Raw genomic sequence first — 21,274 nt, forward strand, 5'->3', positions numbered from 1 at the left:
GGCCGACGAGATGCTCGGCACGGGCTGTCATGCATCACTGGATGATTGTTTCTGAGCATATCCGAACCGAACGAGCAATGTCACGCAGACCGTGGAGCGGGGTCCATGGTCGTGCAACCGATCGCCGACCCGCTTGTCGGCCTTCTTGTCCCGCCGCCCGTCTCCCGGCCGCCGCACCCGCTCAGAGCACCCTTCCTGCGGACCGGCCCCCGGCGGGCCGCCCGGGTCGCTTACCCTCGATGCAGCGATCCCAGACCGCACACCCATCGCAGACCGCAGGACGAGGAGGCGCACGGTGCCCAGCGACGCAGTGCCGAGCACCCCCAGGGGGTCCGACGGCCGCGGCCCCGCCCACTCCGCGGCCGACCCCGACGCCGCGTCGACGGCACCCGCCCGCGGCCGGCGCCAGCGCCTGGACCGCATCCTCGACCTCGTCATCGAACGCGGGCACGTGCGCGTGGACGAGCTCGCGGGCAATCTCGGCACCTCGCCCGCGACCGTGCGCCGCGACCTCGACAGCCTCGCCGCGCAGCAGCTGGTGATCCGCAGCCACGGCGGCGCCTCCGCGCATCCCGACGCGAGCGCGCTGCCCATGCGCTACCGCTCGACCCGTCACGCCGACGCGAAGGACGCGATCGCCCGCGCCGCCGTGGACATGCTGGTCCCCGGCACCGTCGTCGGACTGAACGGCGGCACCACCACCACCGCCCTCGCGCACGAGCTCGCCTCGCGCGACTCGATCCGCGAGGCCGCCCGCCCCACGACCCTGGTCACGAACGCCCTGAACATCGCCCAGGAGCTCGCGGTGCGCCGGCACCTGCAGCTCGTCGTCACCGGTGGCATCGTGCGCGGAGGGAGCTTCGAGCTGGTGGGCGGCTGGGCGGAGCACATGCTCGAGCAGATCCGCATCGACCTGCTGTTCCTCGGCGTCGACGGGATCAGCGCGCGCGACGGCGCCCGCACCCATGACGAGGCCGAGGCGCTGATCTCCGCGCGGCTCGCCGAGCGCGCGGAGAAGGTCGTCGTCCTCGCCGACTCCTCGAAGATCGGTGCCGGCGCCTTCGCGCGGATACGCTCGACGACGGACCTCGACGCCGTGGTCACCGACCCGGACGCCGACCCCGATGCGCTCGCCGCCCTGCGCGAGGCGGGCGTCGAGATCGTCATCGCAGATGGAGGCTCCCGATGAACAGCACCGGCCGCCCGGCGACCCTCGCCGACGTCGCGAAGAAGGCGGGGGTCTCCGTGGCGACCGCCTCGTTCGTGCTCTCGGGGCGCGGGGGCGCGCGCTCCTCGGGCTCGCCGGAGACCAAGGCGAAGGTGCGCGGCGCGGCCGAGGAGCTCGGCTACGTGCCCAACCGCAATGCCCGGTCCCTGCGCACCGGCCGCAACGGCGGCATCGTGCTGGCCCTGGGCACGGTCGAGGACCCGTGGGGTCTGAGCCTCGCCGGCGCGGTCCGGGACCGCGCCCTCCCGCAGGAGCTCTCGACCCTGATCCTGGGAGATGAGCGCTGGTTCGAGTTCCTCTCCGGCTCGACCTTCGACTGCTCCTTCGTGACCAGCGTCGACGTCACGCCCGAAGGGCCCGAGCAGGTCCGCCATCTGGCGAGGGGGCAGTGCGGGATCGTCGCCTTCAGCGAGCACATCGAACCCGAGCGCTTCGACGTCATCTCCTCCTCGCCCCGGCCGGCCGTGCACGCCGCCTACCGGCGACTGCGCGCACGGCACGACTCCGTCGCCTTCATGACCGGGAGGACGATCGATCCCGAGCAGCGCCCGTACTTCCTCTCCCGCGCGCACGTCTTCCTCGACGCGGTCTCCGAGGCCGGCGACGGGCCGGGACTCGACCTCGTGCATGCCAGCGGCACGGATCGGCAGCAGAGCTTCGAGTACTCCCAGCGGTGGCTCGAGGGGCCGGACCGTCCGACGGCCGTCATCTGCTCGACGGGCTACCAGGCGCTGGCGCTGCAGGTCGCAGCCATGCACGCGGGCATCTCGGTCCCCGAGGACCTCGAGATCATCTCCATCGGAGACGTCCCCTCCGACGCCCAGATGCTGGGCCCGATCAGCTTCTACGGCGTCCAGGACGTGTTCACGCGGATGGCCGACATCATCCTCGAGCGCGCTCTCGACCGCGAGGGCGCCCCCGGACGCCTGCACCGCTTCGACTGGGAGTTCTTCCCGGGCGGCACCACGATCGACGGGGCCGACGGCGCGGCCGGCAGCGGGGTCGACGGCGCCTGACTCCTGAGGCGGAACTGCTCGACCCTCACCCGCGTGACGCGTCCCTCGGCCGACCCTCCGGCCTCTACGCTGGACGCCATGCCCACATCCTCCAGCTCCGCGAGCTCGACGGTCGCACCCTCCCTGGCCTCCCCCTCCCTCACCACCTGGTCCCTGCCGGGGCTCGCGCTCACCGACGTGCGCGTGCCCGCGCCCCTGGACCACACGGATCCGTCGGGCCCGCACATCGAGGTCTTCGCCCGCGTGGCGACCGCCCCCGGCGGCGAGGACCGTCCCCTGCTCGTCTACCTGCAGGGCGGCCCCGGTTCGGAGGCGCCGCGGCCCAGCGCGCATCCGGCCAACCCGCCGTGGCTCTCCCGCGCCCTCCAGGACTATCGCGTGGTCATGCTCGACCAGCGCGGCACCGGGCGCTCGACCCCCGTCGGCCTCGACACCGCGCTGCCCGAGGGCGCGATCGACGTCGTCGCGCCCCCGGGAGCGGACCACTCGGCCCCCGCGACCCTGCGCGAGGCGAGCCCCAGCCAGCAGGCTGACTACCTCTCCCACTTCCGCGCCGACGCGATCGTCGAGGACGCGGAGCTGGTCCGCGAGGCCCTCGGTGCCCGCACCTGGAGCCTGCTGGGCCAGTCCTTCGGCGGCTTCACGGCCCTGCGCTACCTCAGCGCCCACGCGTCAACGCTGGACGCGGCGATGTTCACCGGCGGCCTGCCCGCGCTCGGCCCCGATCTGGATGTCGTCTACGAGACCACGTGGCAGGGCATGATCCGCCGCAGCGAGGCCCACTACGCGCGCTTCCCGGGCGACCGCGACCGCATGCGCCGCCTCGCCGAGCTGGCCGCGGCCGGCAGGCTCGTCCTCGGCGACGGCGAGCTGGTGGGCGTGGAGCGGCTGCGGCGCCTCGGCCACCTTCTCGGCGCCTCGGGCGGCTCCGAGAAGCTGCACTACCTGCTCGAGAACGAGCCCGACAGCTCCGTGCTGCGCCACGACCTCGCCGCCGCGCTCCCGTTCAGCGGCCGCAACCCGATCTACGCGGTCCTGCACGAGTCCTGCTGGGCCGACGGCGTGGCCATGGACTGGGCGGCCGAGCGCACCATGCCCGAGGCGGTGCGCGCCGACGCGACCCTGCTCGCGGGCGAGCACATGCACCGCGAGGCGATCAGCGAGGATCCCGAGCTGGCCCCCTGGGCGCAGGCCGCCGGCCTGCTTGCCGCGCGCGAGTGGCCCGCCCTCTACGACCCCGAGGCGCTGCGCGCGGCCGACGTGCCCGTCGCCGCGGCCGTCTACTACGACGACGCCTACGTCCCCCGGGAGTTCTCCCTCGCCACGGCCTCTCTGCTGCCGGATGCGACCTGCTGGGTCACCAGCGAGTACCAGCACAACGGCCTGCGGGCGAGCGGCGAGGGCGTGCTCGACCACCTGATCGGGATCGTGCAGGGAACTCGCGTGGCGTGATGCCGGCGGGGCGCGCGTGCCCGTCAGCCGCCCATCACCGGCAGCAGCAGGTGCGAAGGATGGTCGCCGCCGGTGTGGATGACGTGGCGGCCCTGGTTCGCCCCGACGTACTCGCGGATGCCCGGCATCATCGTGCCGAGCAGGTTCCGGGAGCTGATCACGAGGCGCAGCTGCTGGCCTGTGCGGAAGGACAGCCCGATGGGCAGCAGGTCGATGGCGACCTCGACCACCTCGCCCGCCGCGAGGTGCTGCGGGCGATCGAAGGTGTGGACGGGGTTCTCCGGGTTCGACAGCGCGTCGTCCTCGTGGCGCAGGGACACGCGAAGGCGTCCGTCGGACCCGCGGTAGCGCAGGATGCTCGCGCCGCGCTCGGTGACGTCCTGGGCGATGGCCGAATGGTTCGGCACGGTGAACTCCGCGAGCGGCGTCCCCTGCGCGTCGAGCTTCTGGACCAGCACGAACAGGTCCATGTCCTCGGCGCCGTCCGCCTCGACGAACAGATGGGCCGAGGGGTGCCCGACGAGCTCGGTGTCCTGCTCGAAGGGCAGCAGGAAGGAGACCTGGTCGGGGTTCGCGTCCACGGCGTAGGAGGCGCTCGCCTCCTCGACAGGAGCCTCGGGCGTCAGCCGGCGGGTGCGGGCGTCGAGGTAGAACGGGGTCGAGGCGCTGCCGTCGGGCGGGAACGCCTCGGCGGGGATGCCAGTGCGGTCACCGCCCTCGAGGTCGAGCACCGAGTACCGCACCCTGGGCGTCGACTCCCAGTCGTTGTCCTCGCCGCGCAGGAAGCGGTCGAAGAAGCGGCGCAGGTCCTCGACGTTCTCGCGCGCGTAGTAGTCGGGCCACTCCTGGGAGGCGTGGATCCGCAGCCACTTCTGCGACGAGGCCATACGGTGCCAGGCCCGGAACGTGCCGGCGGTGTGCAGGGTGTTCGAGTAGCTCGCGACGACGTACGCGGGCACCTCGATCCGCGAGAAGTCGGGGATCTTCTCCTCCCACAGCGCGTCCATGAGGGGGTGCGCCTCCGCCTCGGCCAGCACGTCCTCCTTGCGGCCGCGGCCGAAGAAGCTGCCGTGCTGCAGCTGGCCGGCGAAGCCGGTGTCGGGCATGCCGCCGCGCATCACGAGGTCCCGGTAGACGTCGCTCACGCCCTCCCAGGGGTTGATCGCGGCCAGGTGCGGGGGCTGCTCGGCGGCGGTGAACCACTGCGAGACGGCGAGGTAGGAGGTGCCGCTCATGCCCACCTTCCCGGTGCACCAGGGCTGCTCGGCGAGCCACTCGATCACGTCGTGGCAGTCGCGGCCCTCCTGGCGGTCCCACAGCACGCTGTCGCCCTCGGAGTCGACGACGCCGCGCGGATCCGGGTGGCAGATCGCGTATCCGCGCGCGCACCAGTAGGCGGGGTCGGGCCCTTCGAACTTCTCCAGGCCCGAGACGATGCCGTCGTCCAGGCCGACCATCGCGAACACGCCGCGCACGCTGTCGGAGGTGCCCTGGCCCTTGCCGTACGGGCTCCAGGCGACGATCGCCGGCACCTTCTCCGCGCCGGCCGGTCGGAAGACGTCGACGTGGATGACCGTGCCGTCGCGCAGGGTCACGGGGGCGTCCTTCTCGAGCACCACGTCCACGGGCAGCTCGGCGAACCCGGGCCCCGCGCGGAAGCCTGCCGGGAGCGTGCGGGTGCCCGGCTCGTACGGTGTGAGCAGGCCGGTCCGGCCCTCCGGCAGCGGGGAGGACGGGGTGAAGATCCTCTGGACGTCGCTCATGGCGGCTCCTCTCGACGGGTCCTCGGCTCCGATGCGAGGACGCGGCGAGCGTATGCCCGTCCCGCGAATAACTCAACAGGCGTTGAGAAGGGTGTGTTGCCCGCGATAGGTTCGAGGCATGACGACGGGGAACGGCACGGAGCGGCCCACGGGCGCGGATCGGTCGGCGGGAAGGGCTGGGCGTCGGCCGGGCGCTGCGAGCACGCGCGGGCAGGTGCTCGAGGCCGCCCGCGCCCGCTTCGCGGCCGATGGCTTCGCGTCCACCACGATCCGCGGGGTCGCGGGCGATGCCGGTGTGGACCCCTCGCAGGTCATGCAGTTCTTCGGCTCGAAGGAAGGGCTGTTCGCGGCGGTGATGGAGCTCCCGGACTCCGCGCTCGCGCAGTTCTCGACCGCCTTCGACGGGCCGGATGCGGGGCTCGGGGAGCGAGTGGTGCGCGCCTTCCTCGCCGCCTGGGAGGGATCCGCGCAGGTCTCCGAGCCCCTGATGGCGATGCTGCGCGGTGCGATCGCCCATGAGGGCGCGCGCGCACAGCTGCGGGACTTCATCCAGGCCCGGCTGCTCGAGGGGGTGCGCGGTCGCGCGACGGGAGACGGCCCCGAGCTCGCGATGCGCGCGGGTCTGGTCTCCGCGATGCTCGTGGGAGTGGTGATGGGGCGGCGCGTGATCGGTGTGCCCGCGCTCGCCGAGGCCGACACGGAGCAGGTCGTCGAAGTGCTCGCCCCCGCGGTGCAGGAGATCCTCGCGGGGACCTAGCGCCGATGCCGCGGCCGCGCTCAGCCCTCTGCGCGGATGCCCTCGGCCAGGCCCTGCACCCGGAACTGCTGCACGTGGTACGGCCAGTCCGGTCCCGTGCGCCACTGCGAGACGGTGAGGTGGAGGTCGTCGAGGGTCGAGCCGGGCACGATGTACCCGCCGTAGAGCTGCGCCACGCGCTCATCGTCCTCGTGTCCCCAGTTGCAGCCCCACAGCAGGGTCTCGGAGAACGGTTCTTCGCGCAGACCGGTCACGGATGTCGCGGCGAGGAGGTCGATCCGGTAGAGCCCTGCGTTGAAGAAGGTGAGCACGAAGCGGTCCTCGACCGTGCGCAGGCACATCTCGCCCACGGAGCCGCCGACCACGGGCTCCGGGTCCGCGCCCCACTCCCAGGTCGTCTTCGCCTCGTCGGTCGGCCCGAAGGTCTCGTACGCCGAGGCGTCGAGGATCTTCGAGTCCTTCACCCGCTGCAGGATCGCGCCCTTGTCGCGCTGGAAGCCCGTGGTCAGCAGGTACACCCAGTCGCTGGCCGGGTCCTTGCACCAGGTCGCCTGCTGGGAGAGGCCGCCCAGGTGGTCGCCGGGGAACATCTCCGCGCCGCGCTCCCAGGTCTCCCCGGAGTCCTGGGAGGACCAGATCTCCGTGCGCACCACGTTCCCGAAACCGGCGTTGGCCAGCACCCACAGGTGCATGGTGTCGCCCAGGGTGATCACGTCCCCGGGCAGGTATGTGCTGATCTCGCCGCCGTGGTCGTAGTCGATGAGCTGCTCGGCGCGCTCCCCACCCACCGCGCCCGTCCAGTGCAGGCCGCCCACGGCGGGTCGGCGCCGGTCCTTCGCGTACAGGGCGACGGGTGAGGTCCAGCGGCCCGATCCCACCTTCGCGCCCTCGAAGGTGTCGCCGAAGACCACGAGGAGGCGACCGTCCGGTGTGCGGCAGGGGACGCCCAGGTCTGTCGCCTCGAAGCCGTACTCCGTGGTGATGCCGGGGCCGGTGAGGGTCGCCGTGCGGGTCACGCGCGGGCGACGGTATCTCGGGTTCGGGCGCGGCCTGGGGGCGGCGTCGGCGGCGGGCGCGCTCGCCGTCTGCGCGAGCGCCGCAGCGCCGAGGGTGCCGGCGCCGATCGCGAGGGCCCCGCCGCGCAGCACGGAGGAGCGGGGGATCGAGGCGTCGTCGGGAGAGTTCCGGTCGTCGGGTGCGTGGTGCACGGTGGACCCCTTCGTCGGTGCGCATGCGCCGTCGCATGCGCCCCGCACTGTACCGAGAGCAGCGCACCCTGGCAATCGTTTACTCGCGACAAGGACTGGACGAGAAGTCCCCATCGGCGATACGCGAGCGCGACACTGAGCGCGAGTTTCCCGCGTCGGCCGCCCGACCGACGTTTACTTCCCGCGCGGGCGCCTCTAGAGTGGCCGGAATCCGCGAAAACGTTTAGCGACCCGCGAGGCCGCGCCCCAGCGTCGGAGCGCGCACCCGCGGAGAACGGGCTGCCGATGCACGCGACCCCACCGCCGCACTCCGGACCCCCGCCACAGGGACCGTCGGCCCCCGATCTCACGGTGCTCTCCGAGGCGCGCACCTTCTCGATCAGCGCCGAGAACCCCACCGGTGAGCCCGGGCAGGGCGGACGCGCCGAGCACGGCGAGCACGAGACCGCCTGGGCGTCGCGCGAGCTGCCCATCGGCTGGAAGAAGTCCCCGTGCATCGACCTGCCCGGGCGCAGCACGCGCGCCTTCGTCGACGTCGAAGGGCCCGGGATCATCCAGCACATGTGGATCACCGTGCTGCCCGAGCACCTGCGGTCCCTCGTGCTGCGCGTGTTCTGGGACGACGAGGACGAGCCGTCGATCGAGGTGCCGCTCGGCGACTTCTTCTGCCAGGGCTGGGCCCGGTACGCGCCCGTGACCTCGCAGATGGTGACCGTCGCCCCCGCCGGCGGGCTGAACTGCTACTGGCCGATGCCGTTCTCGCGCCGGGCGCGCATGGAGATCGAGAACCTCTCCACCGAACCGGTCGAGGGCTTCTTCTACCAGGTCACAGGCTCCTTCGAGAACGTCACCGGCCGCGATCTGCGCCTGCATGCGCAGTGGCGTCGTTCCGACCCCGTGGACGCCCAGTCACCGCACGTCGTCCTCGACGGCGTGCGCGGCGCCGGGCACTACGTCGGCACCTACCTGGCGTGGGAGACCCACCGCACCGCCTGGTGGGGCGAGGGCGAGGTGAAGGTCTACATCGACGACGACCTCGAGGAAGCACGGCACGGCGAGGGGGGCGAGGGCCTCGAGGCGCCGAGCATCTTCCCGACGATCTGCGGCACCGGCACCGAGGACTACGTGGGCGGCGCCTGGGCCTTCGAGCATCCCGCCGGCGCCTACGCCGAGTACTCGACGCCGTACCTCGGGATGCCGCAGGTGATCCGGCCCGACGGCTTCGGCGACTCCCTCACCCGCTTCGGCCTGTACCGCTGGCACGTGCCGGATCCGATCCGCTTCCGCGAGCGGATCCGCGTCACCGTCCAGGCTCTCGGCTTCGCCCGGCCCGTCGACGGGAAGGTCCGCTACCGCCCGCTGCGCGAGGACGTCGCGACCACCGCGTTCTGGTACCAGACGGAGCCGCACGCACCCTTCGCCGAGGACCCGCACTGGCAGACCCCGACCTGGGACGGCATGGATGTCACCTGAGCCCCGGACCGAGGGGAGCCGCGCCCCGCTCGAGGGCCCGGCCGATTACCCACCCGTCGTCCTGCGCCCCGGCCGCAAGCGCCATCTGCTCGACGCCTCCCCGACGCCGGGCACGCCCTGGTACATCAACGACCACACGCTCGTGCGCGACGCGCACGGCAGCTGGCACGTCTTCGGCATCTGGCATCCCGAGCCCGCCGCCCCGCTGGACGAGACGTTCTTCCTCCACGCCTCGACGCCCTCGCTCGAGGCGCCGGAATGGAGCATCCACGACCCCGTGATGCACGCCCGCACGGACCTGGGGGAGACCCATGTCTGGGCGCCGCACGTGATCCGCCACGACGGCCGCTTCTGGATGTTCTACTGCGGCGGCACCGCGGACCACACGCGCTACCGGATCGAGCTCGCCACCAGCACCGACCTGTTCGCCTGGGAGCACCGCGCGGGCGGGCCTCTCTGCGAGGACGGCTTCGACGCCCGCGACCCGATGGTGCTGCGCGAGGGCGAGCGCTGGCTCATGTACTGCACGCGCACCTCGCGGCCGGACGGCGGCTTCCACGAGGTCTCCGTGCGCGAGAGCAGCGATCTCGTCGCCTGGTCGGAGCCGCGCGTGGCCTACCGGTCCGCGCAGAGCGGAACCGTCGGCGGCCCGACGGAATCCCCGTTCGTGGTGCCGGTGCTCCCGGACGGTTCGATCGGGCTCGTCGGGAGCGCGGCAGCCGACGGGGCCGGTGGGGTCGACGGTGCAGACGGGGCCGGCGGGGTGATCGGGTCGAGCGAGGCCGACGAGCCGCTCGGCTGGATCCTGTTCGTCTGCGAGTCCGGTCAGTACGACCGGACCCTCGCCTATTTCTCGCGCGACCCCGAGCACTTCGAGGACGCGGGAGCCCTGGACGTCGACCTCGACGAGCACTGCGCGGAGATCGTCGTCGATCCCGAGGACCCCTCGCGTCTGTGGGTCACCGGCGGGGGCTGGGGGAGGGGTGGGCTCAGCATCCGCCCGCTGACGATCACTTCAACCCGGCCATCTTGATGTTCGCGATGATCTGGCGCTGGAAGATCAGGAACAGGATGATGATCGGCGCGGCCGCGAGCGCGGAGCCCGCCATGAGCAGGCCGAGCTCGCTCGAGCGCTCCCCGCGGAAGTTCGCGAGGTACTGCTGGACCTGGAACAGGTCGGGGTTCGTGATGGTGAGGACCGGCCAGACGAAGCTGTTCCAGTAGGCCATGAACGAGCCGATGCCCACCACCACGAACGGCGCCTTGGACAGCGGCAGGAACACGCGGAAGTACACGCCCCAGCGCCCGCAGCCGTCCACGCGCGCCGCCTCCTCGAGGCTCGAGGGGATGTTCAGGTAGAACTGGCGCACGAAGAACACGTGTGCCGCGGAGGCCAGTCCCGGCAGGATCAGCACCGCGAGGGTGTCGAGCATGTACAGCTTCGTGACCACGATGAAGCTCGTGAGCAGGATCGTCATGCCGGGGATGAACATGGTCATCAGCACCAGCGGCCAGACGATCCGCTTGCCCACGAACTCCAGCCGCGCGAACGCGTAGGCGGCCATGGAGTTGATCATGATGGAGCCGGTCGTGAAGATGACCGCGCCGAGCCCCGTGATCGCCAGCGTGCGCACGAACGACGGATCGCTGAGGATCTGGACGTAGTTCTGCACCTCCCAGACGTCCGGGAAGAACTGGAAGGGCGTGCGCACCACCTCGGTGCGCAGCTTGAACCCGGAGATCACCATCCAGGCCAGCGGGAACAGGGCGAGACCCACGATGATCGCGCCCGCGACGAACTTCAGGGCGAGGATCGCGGCGCGGGCGGGGGTGAGCCTGCGGCGATGCCTGCTTCGCGTCGGGACCCGGGTCTCTGCGGCGGGCTCGATGGCGGGGATGGTCGGTGCGATCGCCATGTCAGTCCACCAGCTTCTCGGAGTTGACGATCCGGAAGATGATCGAGGAGATCGACCCGAGCACCACGAACAGCAGCAGCGCCGCCGCGATCGAGTAGCCGACGTACGTGTCCTGCCGGAAGTGGTTGAAGATGAAGAGGTTCGGCAGCTCGGTGGCGTGCTGGGGTCCGCCAGCCGTCATCACCAGCGGCAGCTCGTACTGCTGGATCGAGCCCACGAATCCCGTGACCAGCAGGAACAGCAGCACGTTCTTGATCTGCGGGAGCGTGATGTACCGGGTGCGCTGCCACCACGAGGCGCCCTCGAGCTCCGCCGCCTCGTAGAAGCTCTGCGGGACGTCGAGCAGGGCAGCGATCATGATCAGCGTCGAGATGCCCAGGCCCAGCCAGACGGCGGGCAGGGCGATCGCCCCGAGCGCCCAGCGCGGGTCGCCCAGCCAGGCCTGGTTGGGCAGGCCCACGATGTTGATGAGCGCGTTGAGGATGCCCCCGGAGTAGTCGTAGATCATCACGAAGGTGATCGAGGCGATCACGCCGGAGATCACCGAGGGGATGTAGATGCTGATCTTCAGGAGGGTGGACACCTTCTGGGAGACCGAGACGGCGAGCGAGGCGATGAGGAACGAGAGCACGAGCGAGACGGGCACCGTCATCAGCACGAACTCGAGTCCCCGCAGGATCGCCTGCCAGAACCTGTCGTCGCCGAGCACGTTCGCGTAGTTCTTCCACGCCACGAACTGGGACGACGTGTAGAAGCTCCAGTCGAAGAAGCTCAGGTAGACGGCCTGGACCGCGGGCCACAGCACGAAGATCGACAGCAGCACCAGCACCGGTGCCAGCATGATGTAGGCCATCAGCGAGTCCCTGCGCGGGGGCGTGGACCGCAGACGCTCCGACGGCGAGGCCGCCGGAGTTCGCGGGGTCGGCGGGGTCGGACGGGCCGGCGCCGACGTCTCGTCGGCGACGCTCACTTCTTGTCCATCTCCTTGCGCACCTTCGCGAGGTCCTCGCGGTCGATGACCTTCTGGATCTCGGTGTTCGCCTTCTTCAGGGCGTCCTTCGCCGAGGACTCGCCGGTCATGCCCGCCTGGATCGCGTCGCCCATGGCCTCGTTGATGTCGACGGGGTACTGCGACTCCGGGACGCAGTGGGGGACGATGTCCTCGAAGACCACCGTGGACCACGGCGCGTCCTTCGACTTCGGGTCCGCGTCGACCGCGTCGGCCACCTTCTGCCGGGCGGGCGCCTTCGTGAACTGTGTGTCCACGAAGAAGGGCTTGAGGACCTCGGGGTCGCCGCCGAGCGCCCAGCTGAAGAACGTCGCCGTGGCCTCGGGCTCCTTCGCCTTCGCGTCGATCAGCCACTTCATGTTGCCGATCGTGGAGATGGACTTCTCCAGGTCGCCGTCGTTCTGGACCCAGGGCGCCATCCCCGTCTTCTCGACCATGTCGGGATAGTCGGCGGCGATCTCCGACATCGCCCACGAGCCCTGGGAGAGCATCGCGACCTTGGCCTCGCCGAAGGGCTGCGCGGAGTTGCCCGCGCCCAGGGGCTGACGCGGCATCCACTTGTTCTCCTGCAGGGTCTTGTAGAAGCCGATGAGGTCCTCGTACTTGGGGTCCTCCGCGTCGGCCTTCGACCAGTCGTCGGAGATCGGCAGGTGCCCGGCGACGTGCTCCTGCGAGGCGACCGTGGTCCAGCCGAAGGTGCCCGGGTCCGCGGCGGTGCCGACGCAGAACTGCCCGTTCTTCATGAGCGGCGCGATCTTCTCGCACGCGTCGTACATCTCGTCCCAGGTCGTCGGCGGCTTCTCCGGGTCCAGGCCGGCCTTCTCGAAGAGGTCCTTGTTCCACAGCAGCGTCATCTGCGGCTCGAGCAGCAGCGGGAAGCCGTACCACTGGCCCTGGTACTGGGAGATCTCCTTGGCCTGGTCGGTGATCTCGTCGAAGACGGAGGCGTCGATGAGGTCGTCCAGTGGGTGGAGGAGCCCGGTGCGCGCCCCGGTGTCGAGTCGGCCCGCCTGGATGTACATGTCCGGGGCGTTGCCGGCGGCCTGCGCGGCCTTGAGCTTCTGGTCCCAGGCGTCCGCGGGGATCACCTGGTAGTTGACGAACACGTCCTCCTGCGCGTCGTTGAAGTCCTCGACGACCTTCTTGTACCAGGCGTTCTCGGGGGTCGTGAACACCGAGCCCCAGAACTCGACGTTCGTGCGGTTCTTCGCCCTCGAGTCCTTGGCCTTCTCGCCGGGCGCGCCGCTGCCGCATGCCGCCAGGGAGACGGCTGCCGCGCCGGCCGCCGCGGTGGTGAGGAGTGTCCTTCTGCGCATCGGATGCCTCTCTCCCGGTGCGTCGCTGCACCGTTCTTCCGGTGCGTCCCTGCACCGTGTGCCCGAATCCGCCGTGCCCGTCATGTCGGATCCCTCCATCGGGTCCGACGGACATCCGCGGCGCTCTCCCGGACGGGAGAAATCGTTTACGCCGAGTGTAGAGAGGGGTGGGTGCCCGGTCAACAGTCGCGTGCGGCGCCGTGCGGTGCGAATCCGTTCCCGTGGTGCGCAGGGGACCGGCGACCTGCCCGTTCGATGAGGCCTCGCACGGGACGATCAGATGGTAATCGTTTCCTCATCGTGACCCAGTGGGCGGGTGCATCGCCCGGCCCATGACGACGCACCCGCCCTGGCTCTCACTTCAGGCCGGAGGTCTTGATGGAGGCGACGATCTGCTTCTGGAAGACGAAGAAGATCCCCAGGGTGGGCAGGGCCGCGACCGTCGCGGCGGCCAGGATGTAGTTCCAGTCGGCCGCGTACTGCTGCTGGAAGCTCTGGATCCCCAGCTGGACCACGCGCAGGTGCGGATCGGAGGTCACGGTCATCGGCCACACGAACGAGTTCCAGTTCGCGAGGAAGAAGAAGACCGCGAGGGCCGCGAGGATGGGCCGGGAGAGCGGCAGCACGATCGACCAGTAGATCTTCCAGTAGCTCGCGCCATCGACCAGTGCGGCCTCCTCGAGCTCGTCGGGCAGGGAGACGTAGAACTGGCGCAGCAGGAAGATGCCGAAGGCGTTGAAGATCGCGGGGACGATGAGGCCCGCGTAGCTGTCCACCATGCCCAGCGTGCGCACGATGATGAAGGTCGGGATGATGGTGACCGGGGCGCTCACCAGCATCGTCGCGAAGATCCCCAGGAAGATCTTCTCGCGTCCGGGGAAGCGCAGGCGCGCCAGCGCGTACGCCGCCATCGAGTGGAACCACAGCGCGATCACCGTGACCGCCGCGGAGACGAAGAAGCTGTTGAAGAGGTAGCGCGCGAAGGGCACCTGCGAGAACACGTAGACGTAGTTGTCCAGGGTGAAGGTGCTCGGGATCAGCTGCGGGGAGTTGACCTCCTCGGCGGTCTTGAAGGATCCCAGCACCATCCACAGCAGCGGGAACACGGTCGCGAGCGCGAGGACCAGGCCGATCGCGAAGAGCAGCCAGCGCAGACGGCTGCTCCGGGAGCCGCGGCGCGGCCCCGAGCGCGGTCCCTGACGGCCGACGGGGGCGGCCTGGGTGCGGGTGTCAGTCGTCATGGGAGAACCGGCCTCCTCGGGTCAGCAGGAACATCGCGCCGGAGAAGAGCAGCAGGAACGCGACGAGGACCGAGCCGACGGCCGCCGCGTACCCCAGGTCCCCGAAGAGGAACGCCTGCTGGTAGATAAAGAAGATCAGCAGGGAGGTCGAGTTCGCGGGGCCGCCGCTGGTGAGCACGAAGATCATGTCGAGCCCGCCCGTGACGACCGCGACCATCGAGGTCAGCAGCACGAAGAAGCTCGTGGGGGCGAGCAGCGGCAGGGTGATGCGCCGGAGGCGCTGCCAGGCGTTCGCGCCGTCGATGCGCGCGGCCTCGTAGAGCTCGCCGGGGATGTCCTGGAGTCCGGCGAGGAAGATGATCATGTAGTAGCCCATCTGCAGCCACACGGTCACCGCGATCACCGTTCCCAGGGCGAACTTCGGGTCGCCCAGGAACGAGATCCCGTCGAGGCCGACGATCGAGAGCAGCGAGGCGATCACGCCCGTGCGGTCGGTGAGCATGAACTGCCAGACCATCGCGACCACGACGATGCTGATCACGTACGGCAGGAACAGGGCGGAGCGGATGACGCCGACGGCCGGGAACTTCTGCTGGACCAGCAGTGCGAGCCCCAGGCCGACGACGTAGATCAGCGGCACCAGCACCACCAGGTACAGCAGCGTCACGCGGGCGCTGTTCCAGAACTGCGGGTCCTTCACCATGCGCACGTAGTTGTCGATCCCGATGAACTGGAAGTTCCCGAACCCGTCGATCCAGAAGAAGCCCAGCACCACCGAGAGCGCCATCGGGATCGCGACGAACACGAGCAGGCCGATGGCGTCGGGCGCGAGGAAGAAGAGGGCGGCGCGGGTCTCCCGCTGCGCGAGGCTGGGGGCGCGGCCGCGGCCGCGGCGTCGTCGACCGCTCCCGCCGGTTCCCTTGCCGTGCGCGGCGGACGCGGAGGGATCGGCTCCCTGGCCGGCGCCCGTGCCGGCGGCTGCGTTCACGTCTGCGGCGGCGCTCATACGAGGCTGCCTCCTTCATAGGTCTCGAGGTAGCTCTCGATGGTCTGCTGGGCGCGGGCGGACTCCTCGCCGGGGTCCCCGCCTCCCAGCTCGACGGACTGCAGGGCGTCGGACACCGCCTTGTAGACGACGGGCGGGAAGCGGGGCTCGCCGCGGCCTGTCGGCAGGATCTCGTCGTGGAAGATCTTCTGGTGCTCCTCCGCGTAGGCGTCGTCGGCCTGCAGCTTCGCGTCGACCGAGCGCCGTGCGGGCATGTTCCCCTTGGCGGGACCGTTCCAGGTGGCGATGTGGTCGATGGACTGCTCGTCCATGGAGCCCAGGGTCTGCACGACGAAGCGGGCGGCGGCCTCCGGGTCGGCGCCGCGCGCGTTCACGCACCATGCCCAGCCGCCCAGGATCGTGCTCGACTCCTTGCCCGGCGGCGGGGGCAGAGGCATCACGCCGAAGGTCTTGTCCGGCGCGTTCTGCGTCAGGTTCATGACCTCCCAGACGCCCGACTCCCAGAACGCCGCGTAGCCCGAGGTGAAGGCCGAGACGATGTCGCCGTTGGCGGGGCGGGTGCGGGGCGTGGCGCCCGTGGAGACGGCACGTCCCCAGAGGTCGAGCGCGGCGCGGGGGCCGTCGGCGTCGAAGACGGGGCTCTGCGTCTTCGGGTCGATGACGTCCCCGCCGGTCTGCCACACCCACGGGTAGAAGGTGAAGTTCTGGTAGTAGCCGGGGTCGACGTCGAGCACCAGACCGGTCGTGGAGCCCGTGCTGAGGGACGCGGAGAGCTCGAGCAGCTCGTCCCAGTCCTTCGGCAGGTCGCCCTCGGAGACCCCGTTCTTCTCGAGCAGGTCCGGGTCGTAGAAGAGGGCCAGGGGCTCCTGCTCCATGGGCAGTCCGAAGATCCTGTCCCCGTCCCGCCGCGTGGTGAGGGCCTCGGGGAAGTAGTCCGCGATCGCCTCCTCCTCCATGTACGGGGCGAGGTCCACGAGCACCCCTCCGTTGGCGTAGCGCAGGTAGTCGCCGGGGGAGATGAGGAAGATGTCCGGGCCGTCGCCCGAGGCGAAGGCGACCGGCATGCGCTGGTTCATCTGGTCGCTCGTCATGTACACGGAGGTGATCTCGTGCTCGCCCGCGTCGTTCCAGCGGTCGATCGCCTTCTGGAACCAGTCCGACTGCGCGACGAGGTTCGGATCCTGCTGGGGCGCCGGGCTGTAGAAGTTCCAGAAGGTCAGCGGTCGGTCCGCGTCCGCGCGGCCGCACGCGCCGAGCAGCGGCACGCTCGCCGCCGCGGCGGCGCCTCCCGCCAGCAGGGAGCGCCGGGGGATCCGCCCGGCGGATCGCTGCGGGCGTCCGGTGGGCGAGGCCTCGGGCCGACGGCGGGGCGAAGATCGGCGGTGGGGAAGGGCAGGTGGCACGGGGTTCCTCCTCGAACCGCGTCGATGGTGCGGCGGAGACGGGTCCGCCGACGTGTGCTCCTCGGAGCGCCGGCGGGGGCCGGCACCGGTGATGCGCGGGCACCTGCGTGCTCCTGGTGCGCCGCGCGAGGGGCCGCGAGGCGCCTGGCGCCGTCGGACCGACTTCACGAGGAAACGATTACCGGACACCGTACGAATGTGTCCGGGTCGCGTCAATCGTCCTTTCGTCCCGGGTGCGCCGCGCGCGCCGCGCGCCGTCGTTCTCCTGCAGATCCTCTGCGGATTCGGATCGCGTCGGCGCCTTGACCCGTCGGACGCACCTCCGTACAGTCCGAGTAAACGTTTTTCGTCCGACGACCCGAGGTGTCGGCCCGCACCGTCCGCACCGCCGTGCGGTCACGCGGGACCCGAGAGCTCGCGAGTCCGTCGGCCCCCGGCTCACGAAGGAGTGACCCCGTGTCCGACCCTGCTGGTGCTTCCCCCGCTGCGTCTCCCTCGACCCCCGCCGCGCCCGCCGCCCCCGCATCGTCGGGGCTCGCACGCCTGCGTCCCGTGCTCACCCGCTCCATCAGCCCGGAGAACTTCGACGGGGCCCCCGGCGGCGGCGCCCGCGCGACCGAGGGGACCGGGGCGGCGAACGCCCGCGACCTCGGCGTGGGCTGGAAGGTCTCGCCGAGCGTCGACGTGAGGGCGGGGGAGACCTTCGATCTCGCCGACATCGACGGCGCCGGCGTCATCACCCACATCTGGATCACCACGCACACGGACAACTGGCGCACGCTCGTGCTGCGGGCCTACTGGGACGGGGCCGAGGAGCCCGCCGTCGAGGTCCCCTACGGCGACTTCTTCTGCAGCGGCTGGAGCAGCTTCGCCCAGGTCGACTCCCAGATGATCGCCGCGAACCCCCACGGCGGCTTCAACTCCTACTGGCCCATGCCCTTCCGGGAGGGCGCGCGCCTGACCATCGAGAACACCTCCGGGGTCGACGCCCGCGTCTACTACCAGGTGACCTATGAGGTGGGCGGCGACCACAGCCGGGACGGCTACTTCCACTCCCAGTGGCGGCGCTCGAACCCGCTCCCGGACCGCACCCCGCACGTGCTCCTCGAGGGCGTCGAGGGGCAGGGGCAGTACGTGGGCACCTACCTCGCCTGGGGCGTGAACTCCAACGGCTGGTGGGGCGAGGGCGAGATCAAGTTCTATATGGACGACGACACCGAGCACCCCACCATCTGCGGCACCGGCACCGAGGACTACTTCGGCGGCGCCTGGAACTTCGACGTCCCCGGCCGCGGGTACACCGCGTTCTCGACGCCCTACCTGGGCATGCCCCAGGTGATCCGGCCCGACGGCCTCTACTCCTCCCAGCAGCGCTTCGGGATGTACCGCTGGCACGTGGCGGACCCGATCCACTTCGCGACGGGCCTGCCCAAGGTCGACATCCAGGCCCTCGGCTGGCGCTCCGGCTGGCGCTACCTGCCGCTGCGCGACGACATCGCCTCCACCGCCCTGTTCTACCTGGACCGGCCGACGACGCACCGTCCGCCGGCCCCCGACTTCGACGCCATGGAGGTGCACCTGGCCTCCGGCCCCGTGCCCGACATCGGCGCCACCCCTCCCCGCGACCCGCAGGACTGAGCGCGCCGCCACCGCCCCGCACGCACCCCGCACCCTGCCCCGCACCCACCCCGGCACCCTCCACTTCCGAAGGAGTCCTCAGATGACCGCCACCGCAGACGCCACCGAGTCCCGCACCTACGCCCTGCCCGAGCGCGCGCAGCGCCCGTCGGCCGCCGAGGGGGAGGTGTGGCTGATCCCGAGCGGTGACCTGCGCGAGAGCGCGAACACCGAGTCGTGGGGCGCGCAGCAGGAGCTCGAACGGCAGGTGACCGAGGCCTTCGAGGCCGCGGGCGTGAGGGTGCGTCGCGCGTTCGAGGCGGATCCGGCCTTCGGGCACGGGTTCATCCGCTCGCAGCGCATGGGCATGGAGGTGTTCCGGTCGATCCCGACGGATGCGCCGCTGGTGGTGGCGACGGCGAACTGGCAGTACAGCCACCACGTCCTGGCGGGCCTGCGCACGCACCGCGGGTCGATCCTCACGGTCGCGAACTTCGCGCCGGAGTGGCCGGGGCTGGTGGGGCTGCTGAACCTCAACGGCGGGCTCACGAAGATGGGGCGGGAGTACTCGAGCATCTGGACCGTCGACGGGACCGACGACTGGTTCCGCGAGGGCATCGCGACGTGGGCGCGCACGGGCACGCTCGAGCACGACGCCTCGCACGTGAAGGACCTGCCCGCCCTCGCGGACACCCCGGAGTCGCGGCTCGGGGCGGCGCTCGCGGAGCAGCTGCTCGAGGACAAGGCCATCATCGGGATCTTCGACGAGGGCTGCATGGGGATGTACAACGCGATCATCGACGACGAGCTGCTGAACCCGCTGGGCATCTATAAGGAGCGTCTGTCCCAGTCGGCGCTGTGGGCGGAGATGCAGACGGTCTCCGACGTGGAGGCCGATGCGGTGGGGCGCTGGCTGACTGATGCGGGGATGACGTTCCGCCTGGGCACGGACGAGGCGACGGAGCTGACGGAGAACCAGCTGCGCTGGCAGTACAAGATGTACATCGCGGCGCTGCGGATCAGCGACGACTTCGGGCTGGATGCGGTGGGCATCCAGTACCAGCAGGGGCTGAAGGACGTGTGCCCGGCCTCGGACCTGGTCGAGGGGCTGCTGAACAACCTCGAGCGCCCCGAGGTGACCAGCCGCGACGGGAAGCGGGTGCTGTGGGAGGGCAAGGCCCTGCCGAACTTCAACGAGGTCGACGAGGGCGTCGCGGTCGATGCCCTGATCACCAACCGGGTGTGGTCGGCGATGGGCATGGACCCGGCGACCACGCTGCACGACGTGCGCTGGGGCGAGGACTTCGAGGGCGAGTACGTGTGGGTCTACGAGATCTCCGGGTCCGTGCCGCCAAGTCACCTGCCCGGCGGCTATGCGGGCGCGGAGGGCTGGCGGCAGGGGCCGACGTTCTTCCCCGCCGGTGGGTCCACGATCAACGGGGTCTCGCGGCCCGGGGAGATCGTGTGGTCCCGTGTGTACATCGAGGGCGGGGCGCTGCACGCGGACGTGGGCCGCGGCCGGGTCGTGGAGCTCCCGGAGGCCGAGGTGACGCGCCGCAAGGAGTCCACGAACCCGGAGTGGCCGATCGCGAGCGTGGTCCTGGACGGCGTCTCCCGCGACCAGTTCATGGCACGCCACAAGGCCAATCACGCCCAGCTGGTCTACGCTGACAGCGCCGCTGCGGCGGACCGGGCGCTGACCGCGAAGGCCGCCATGTTCGACCGCCTCGGCGTGCAGGTCCACCTCTGCGGCGACGCCACCGTCCTCCAGAGCTGACCCGCCCCGCCTCCTGCCGGACCGAACCGAGATGAGCCCCGCGATGAACGTGCGCCGACCGACGATCCTCGACGTCGCGAGCGCGGCCGGGGTCTCGACGGCCACCGTCTCGCGCGTCGTCAACGGCGCGCAGAACGTCGACAAGGAGCTCTCGCGGCGCGTGCGCTCGGCCGTGCGCTCCACCGGGTACGTGCCCAACGCCGCGGGACGCTCCCTGCGCAGCGGCGCCTCCGCCCAGGTCGCCGTCGTCACGCCCGACGCCGAGAACCCCTACTTCACGCGGGTCATCAGCGAGGTCGAGAGGATGGCGCGCGGCCAGGGCTACTCGGTGATGGTCGCCCACACCGAGGACGACCTGGAGCGCGAGCGCGAGGTGTTCCCGCAGCTGGTCAGCCGCCAGATCGCCGGGGTCATCCTCACCGTGGTCGACGAGAACCTCTCGGACGTGACGCCGCTGCTCGCGGCCGGGACGCCGCTCGTGCTCGTGGACCGCCGCGTCCACGGGGCCGACGTCGACCTCGTGGTCACCGACAACCTCGATGCCGGCCGCCGCGGCGCCCAGCACCTCGCCGAGCAGGGATTCCGCCGACCCGTCGTCCTCACCGGTCCCGAGGGGCTGACCTCGACGGAGGACCGCGTGCGCGGCTTCCTCGCCGAGTGGTCGCGGGTCGGGGCGAGTGGTGGTGATGCGCTCGAGGCGCCGCGCGTGATCCGAGGCGACCTGCACCTCGACTCCGGGCGCGAGGCCACCCAGGCCGTCCTCGCCGAGGGCTGGGCCGACGTCGTCTACGCGACGAACAACCGGATGTCGGCCGGGGCCTTCGAGGCGATGCGCGGGCTCGATCGCGCGGGCGCGGCGGACGGGGCGGACGGGCCGGGCATCCCGGGTCTGCTCGCGACCGACGACGACCTCTGGACCCGACTGGTCACGCCCTCGGTCTCGGTGGTCCAGCAGCCCATCCGCGCGACAGGCCGCACGGCCGCGCGACTGCTCGGCCAGCGCATGCAGGAACCGGGGGAGGACCCTTCGACGATCCTGCTGCACCCGCGCATCCTCGAACGGGAGTCCACGCGCCGCCGCGAGGGCTGAGA

General features: G+C 70.9%; 17 protein-coding genes. 9 read left to right on the top strand and 8 right to left on the bottom strand.

Annotated features, from left to right (window positions below; translation table 11 throughout):
* Positions 1–295: 295 nt before the first annotated feature.
* From M4486_RS17085 to M4486_RS17095, 3 genes are all read left to right on the top strand, one after another.
* Positions 296–1,189 (top strand): DeoR/GlpR family DNA-binding transcription regulator, encoded by an 894-nt coding sequence (locus M4486_RS17085; RefSeq protein WP_249478525.1) that lies wholly within the window; start codon positions 296–298, stop codon positions 1,187–1,189.
* A complete protein-coding gene (locus tag M4486_RS17090) occupies positions 1,186–2,244 on the top strand; it encodes a LacI family DNA-binding transcriptional regulator (RefSeq protein WP_249478526.1) in 1,059 nt (352 codons plus the stop codon). Before M4486_RS17085 ends, M4486_RS17090 begins: the two co-directional genes overlap by 4 nt.
* Before the next feature lie 78 nt (positions 2,245–2,322).
* Positions 2,323–3,696, top strand: a complete 1,374-nt coding sequence (locus M4486_RS17095) for an alpha/beta fold hydrolase (protein WP_249478527.1) — start codon at positions 2,323–2,325, stop codon at positions 3,694–3,696.
* 23 nt (positions 3,697–3,719) lie between these two features.
* Here M4486_RS17095 and M4486_RS17100 read toward each other — a convergent pair whose 3' ends face one another.
* Complete coding sequence (locus tag M4486_RS17100; RefSeq protein ID WP_249478528.1) at positions 3,720–5,459, bottom strand: CocE/NonD family hydrolase; 1,740 nt, start codon at positions 5,457–5,459, stop codon at positions 3,720–3,722.
* A gap of 118 nt (positions 5,460–5,577) precedes the next feature.
* Between M4486_RS17100 and M4486_RS17105 the strand changes: the two genes are divergently transcribed.
* Positions 5,578–6,216, top strand: a complete 639-nt coding sequence (locus M4486_RS17105; RefSeq protein WP_249478529.1) for a TetR/AcrR family transcriptional regulator — start codon at positions 5,578–5,580, stop codon at positions 6,214–6,216.
* A 20-nt stretch (positions 6,217–6,236) separates the two neighbouring features.
* Here the strand turns inward: M4486_RS17105 and M4486_RS17110 are convergent, their stop codons facing one another.
* Positions 6,237–7,424 (bottom strand): glycoside hydrolase family 183 protein, encoded by a 1,188-nt coding sequence (locus M4486_RS17110; protein WP_249478530.1) that lies wholly within the window; start codon positions 7,422–7,424, stop codon positions 6,237–6,239.
* A 285-nt stretch (positions 7,425–7,709) separates the two neighbouring features.
* Here M4486_RS17110 and M4486_RS17115 point away from each other — a divergent pair, with 285 nt between their 5' ends.
* Positions 7,710–8,897, top strand: a complete 1,188-nt coding sequence (locus tag M4486_RS17115; protein WP_249478531.1) for a glycoside hydrolase family 172 protein — start codon at positions 7,710–7,712, stop codon at positions 8,895–8,897.
* Positions 8,887–9,930, top strand: coding sequence for a glycoside hydrolase family protein (locus M4486_RS17120; protein WP_249478532.1), 1,044 nt, complete (start codon positions 8,887–8,889; stop codon positions 9,928–9,930). The genes M4486_RS17115 and M4486_RS17120 overlap by 11 nt, the downstream gene beginning before the upstream one ends.
* Here the strand turns inward: M4486_RS17120 and M4486_RS17125 are convergent.
* The 6 genes from M4486_RS17125 to M4486_RS17150 all read right to left on the bottom strand — a co-directional run bounded on the left by M4486_RS17125 (position 9,908) and on the right by M4486_RS17150 (position 16,788).
* On the bottom strand, positions 9,908–10,813 hold the full coding sequence (locus M4486_RS17125; RefSeq protein ID WP_249478533.1) for a carbohydrate ABC transporter permease: 906 nt from the start codon (positions 10,811–10,813) through the stop codon (positions 9,908–9,910). The genes M4486_RS17120 and M4486_RS17125 overlap by 23 nt on opposite strands.
* Before the next feature lies 1 nt (position 10,814).
* Positions 10,815–11,666: a carbohydrate ABC transporter permease gene (locus tag M4486_RS17130; RefSeq protein WP_249478534.1), complete on the bottom strand. Its 852-nt coding sequence runs from the start codon at positions 11,664–11,666 to the stop codon at positions 10,815–10,817.
* Between the two features lie 113 nt (positions 11,667–11,779).
* On the bottom strand, positions 11,780–13,138 hold the full coding sequence (locus M4486_RS17135) for an extracellular solute-binding protein (protein ID WP_249478535.1): 1,359 nt from the start codon (positions 13,136–13,138) through the stop codon (positions 11,780–11,782).
* 356 nt (positions 13,139–13,494) lie between these two features.
* A complete protein-coding gene (locus tag M4486_RS17140; protein WP_249478536.1) occupies positions 13,495–14,379 on the bottom strand; it encodes a carbohydrate ABC transporter permease in 885 nt (294 codons plus the stop codon).
* Positions 14,369–15,385 (bottom strand): carbohydrate ABC transporter permease, encoded by a 1,017-nt coding sequence (locus tag M4486_RS17145; protein WP_249478537.1) that lies wholly within the window; start codon positions 15,383–15,385, stop codon positions 14,369–14,371. Before M4486_RS17145 ends, M4486_RS17140 begins: the two co-directional genes overlap by 11 nt.
* On the bottom strand, positions 15,382–16,788 hold the full coding sequence (locus tag M4486_RS17150) for an ABC transporter substrate-binding protein (protein ID WP_249478538.1): 1,407 nt from the start codon (positions 16,786–16,788) through the stop codon (positions 15,382–15,384). Before M4486_RS17150 ends, M4486_RS17145 begins: the two co-directional genes overlap by 4 nt.
* 456 nt (positions 16,789–17,244) lie before the next feature.
* Between M4486_RS17150 and M4486_RS17155 the strand changes: the two genes are divergently transcribed.
* The 3 genes from M4486_RS17155 to M4486_RS17165 all read left to right on the top strand — a co-directional run bounded on the left by M4486_RS17155 (position 17,245) and on the right by M4486_RS17165 (position 21,272).
* Positions 17,245–18,426, top strand: a complete 1,182-nt coding sequence (locus M4486_RS17155; RefSeq protein WP_249478539.1) for a glycoside hydrolase family 172 protein — start codon at positions 17,245–17,247, stop codon at positions 18,424–18,426.
* Positions 18,427–18,508: 82 nt separating this feature from the next.
* Complete coding sequence (locus M4486_RS17160; RefSeq protein WP_249478540.1) at positions 18,509–20,182, top strand: fucose isomerase; 1,674 nt, start codon at positions 18,509–18,511, stop codon at positions 20,180–20,182.
* 43 nt (positions 20,183–20,225) lie between these two features.
* Positions 20,226–21,272, top strand: coding sequence for a LacI family DNA-binding transcriptional regulator (locus tag M4486_RS17165; protein WP_249478541.1), 1,047 nt, complete (start codon positions 20,226–20,228; stop codon positions 21,270–21,272).
* Positions 21,273–21,274: the final 2 nt, after the last annotated feature.

Origin of the sequence: Brachybacterium kimchii (assembly GCF_023373525.1) — a bacterium.
Taxonomy (GTDB): Bacteria; Actinomycetota; Actinomycetes; order Actinomycetales; family Dermabacteraceae; genus Brachybacterium; species Brachybacterium kimchii.

Bases quoted from the DNA above. Each gene is read 5' to 3' on its own strand.
- M4486_RS17115 (WP_249478531.1), top strand. From the start codon at position 7,710: ATGCACGCGACCCCACCGCCGCACTCCGGACCCCCGCCACAGGGACCG.
- M4486_RS17105 (WP_249478529.1), top strand. From the start codon at position 5,578: ATGACGACGGGGAACGGCACGGAGCGGCCCACGGGCGCGGATCGGTCG.
- M4486_RS17100 (WP_249478528.1), bottom strand. From the start codon at position 5,459: ATGAGCGACGTCCAGAGGATCTTCACCCCGTCCTCCCCGCTGCCGGAG.
- M4486_RS17090 (WP_249478526.1), top strand. From the start codon at position 1,186: ATGAACAGCACCGGCCGCCCGGCGACCCTCGCCGACGTCGCGAAGAAG.
- M4486_RS17165 (WP_249478541.1), top strand. From the start codon at position 20,226: ATGAACGTGCGCCGACCGACGATCCTCGACGTCGCGAGCGCGGCCGGG.
- M4486_RS17120 (WP_249478532.1), top strand. From the start codon at position 8,887: ATGTCACCTGAGCCCCGGACCGAGGGGAGCCGCGCCCCGCTCGAGGGC.
- M4486_RS17125 (WP_249478533.1), bottom strand. From the start codon at position 10,813: ATGGCGATCGCACCGACCATCCCCGCCATCGAGCCCGCCGCAGAGACC.
- M4486_RS17130 (WP_249478534.1), bottom strand. From the start codon at position 11,666: ATGGCCTACATCATGCTGGCACCGGTGCTGGTGCTGCTGTCGATCTTC.
- M4486_RS17145 (WP_249478537.1), bottom strand. From the start codon at position 15,385: ATGAGCGCCGCCGCAGACGTGAACGCAGCCGCCGGCACGGGCGCCGGC.
- M4486_RS17095 (WP_249478527.1), top strand. From the start codon at position 2,323: ATGCCCACATCCTCCAGCTCCGCGAGCTCGACGGTCGCACCCTCCCTG.
- M4486_RS17160 (WP_249478540.1), top strand. From the start codon at position 18,509: ATGACCGCCACCGCAGACGCCACCGAGTCCCGCACCTACGCCCTGCCC.
- M4486_RS17140 (WP_249478536.1), bottom strand. From the start codon at position 14,379: ATGACGACTGACACCCGCACCCAGGCCGCCCCCGTCGGCCGTCAGGGA.
- M4486_RS17135 (WP_249478535.1), bottom strand. From the start codon at position 13,138: ATGCGCAGAAGGACACTCCTCACCACCGCGGCGGCCGGCGCGGCAGCC.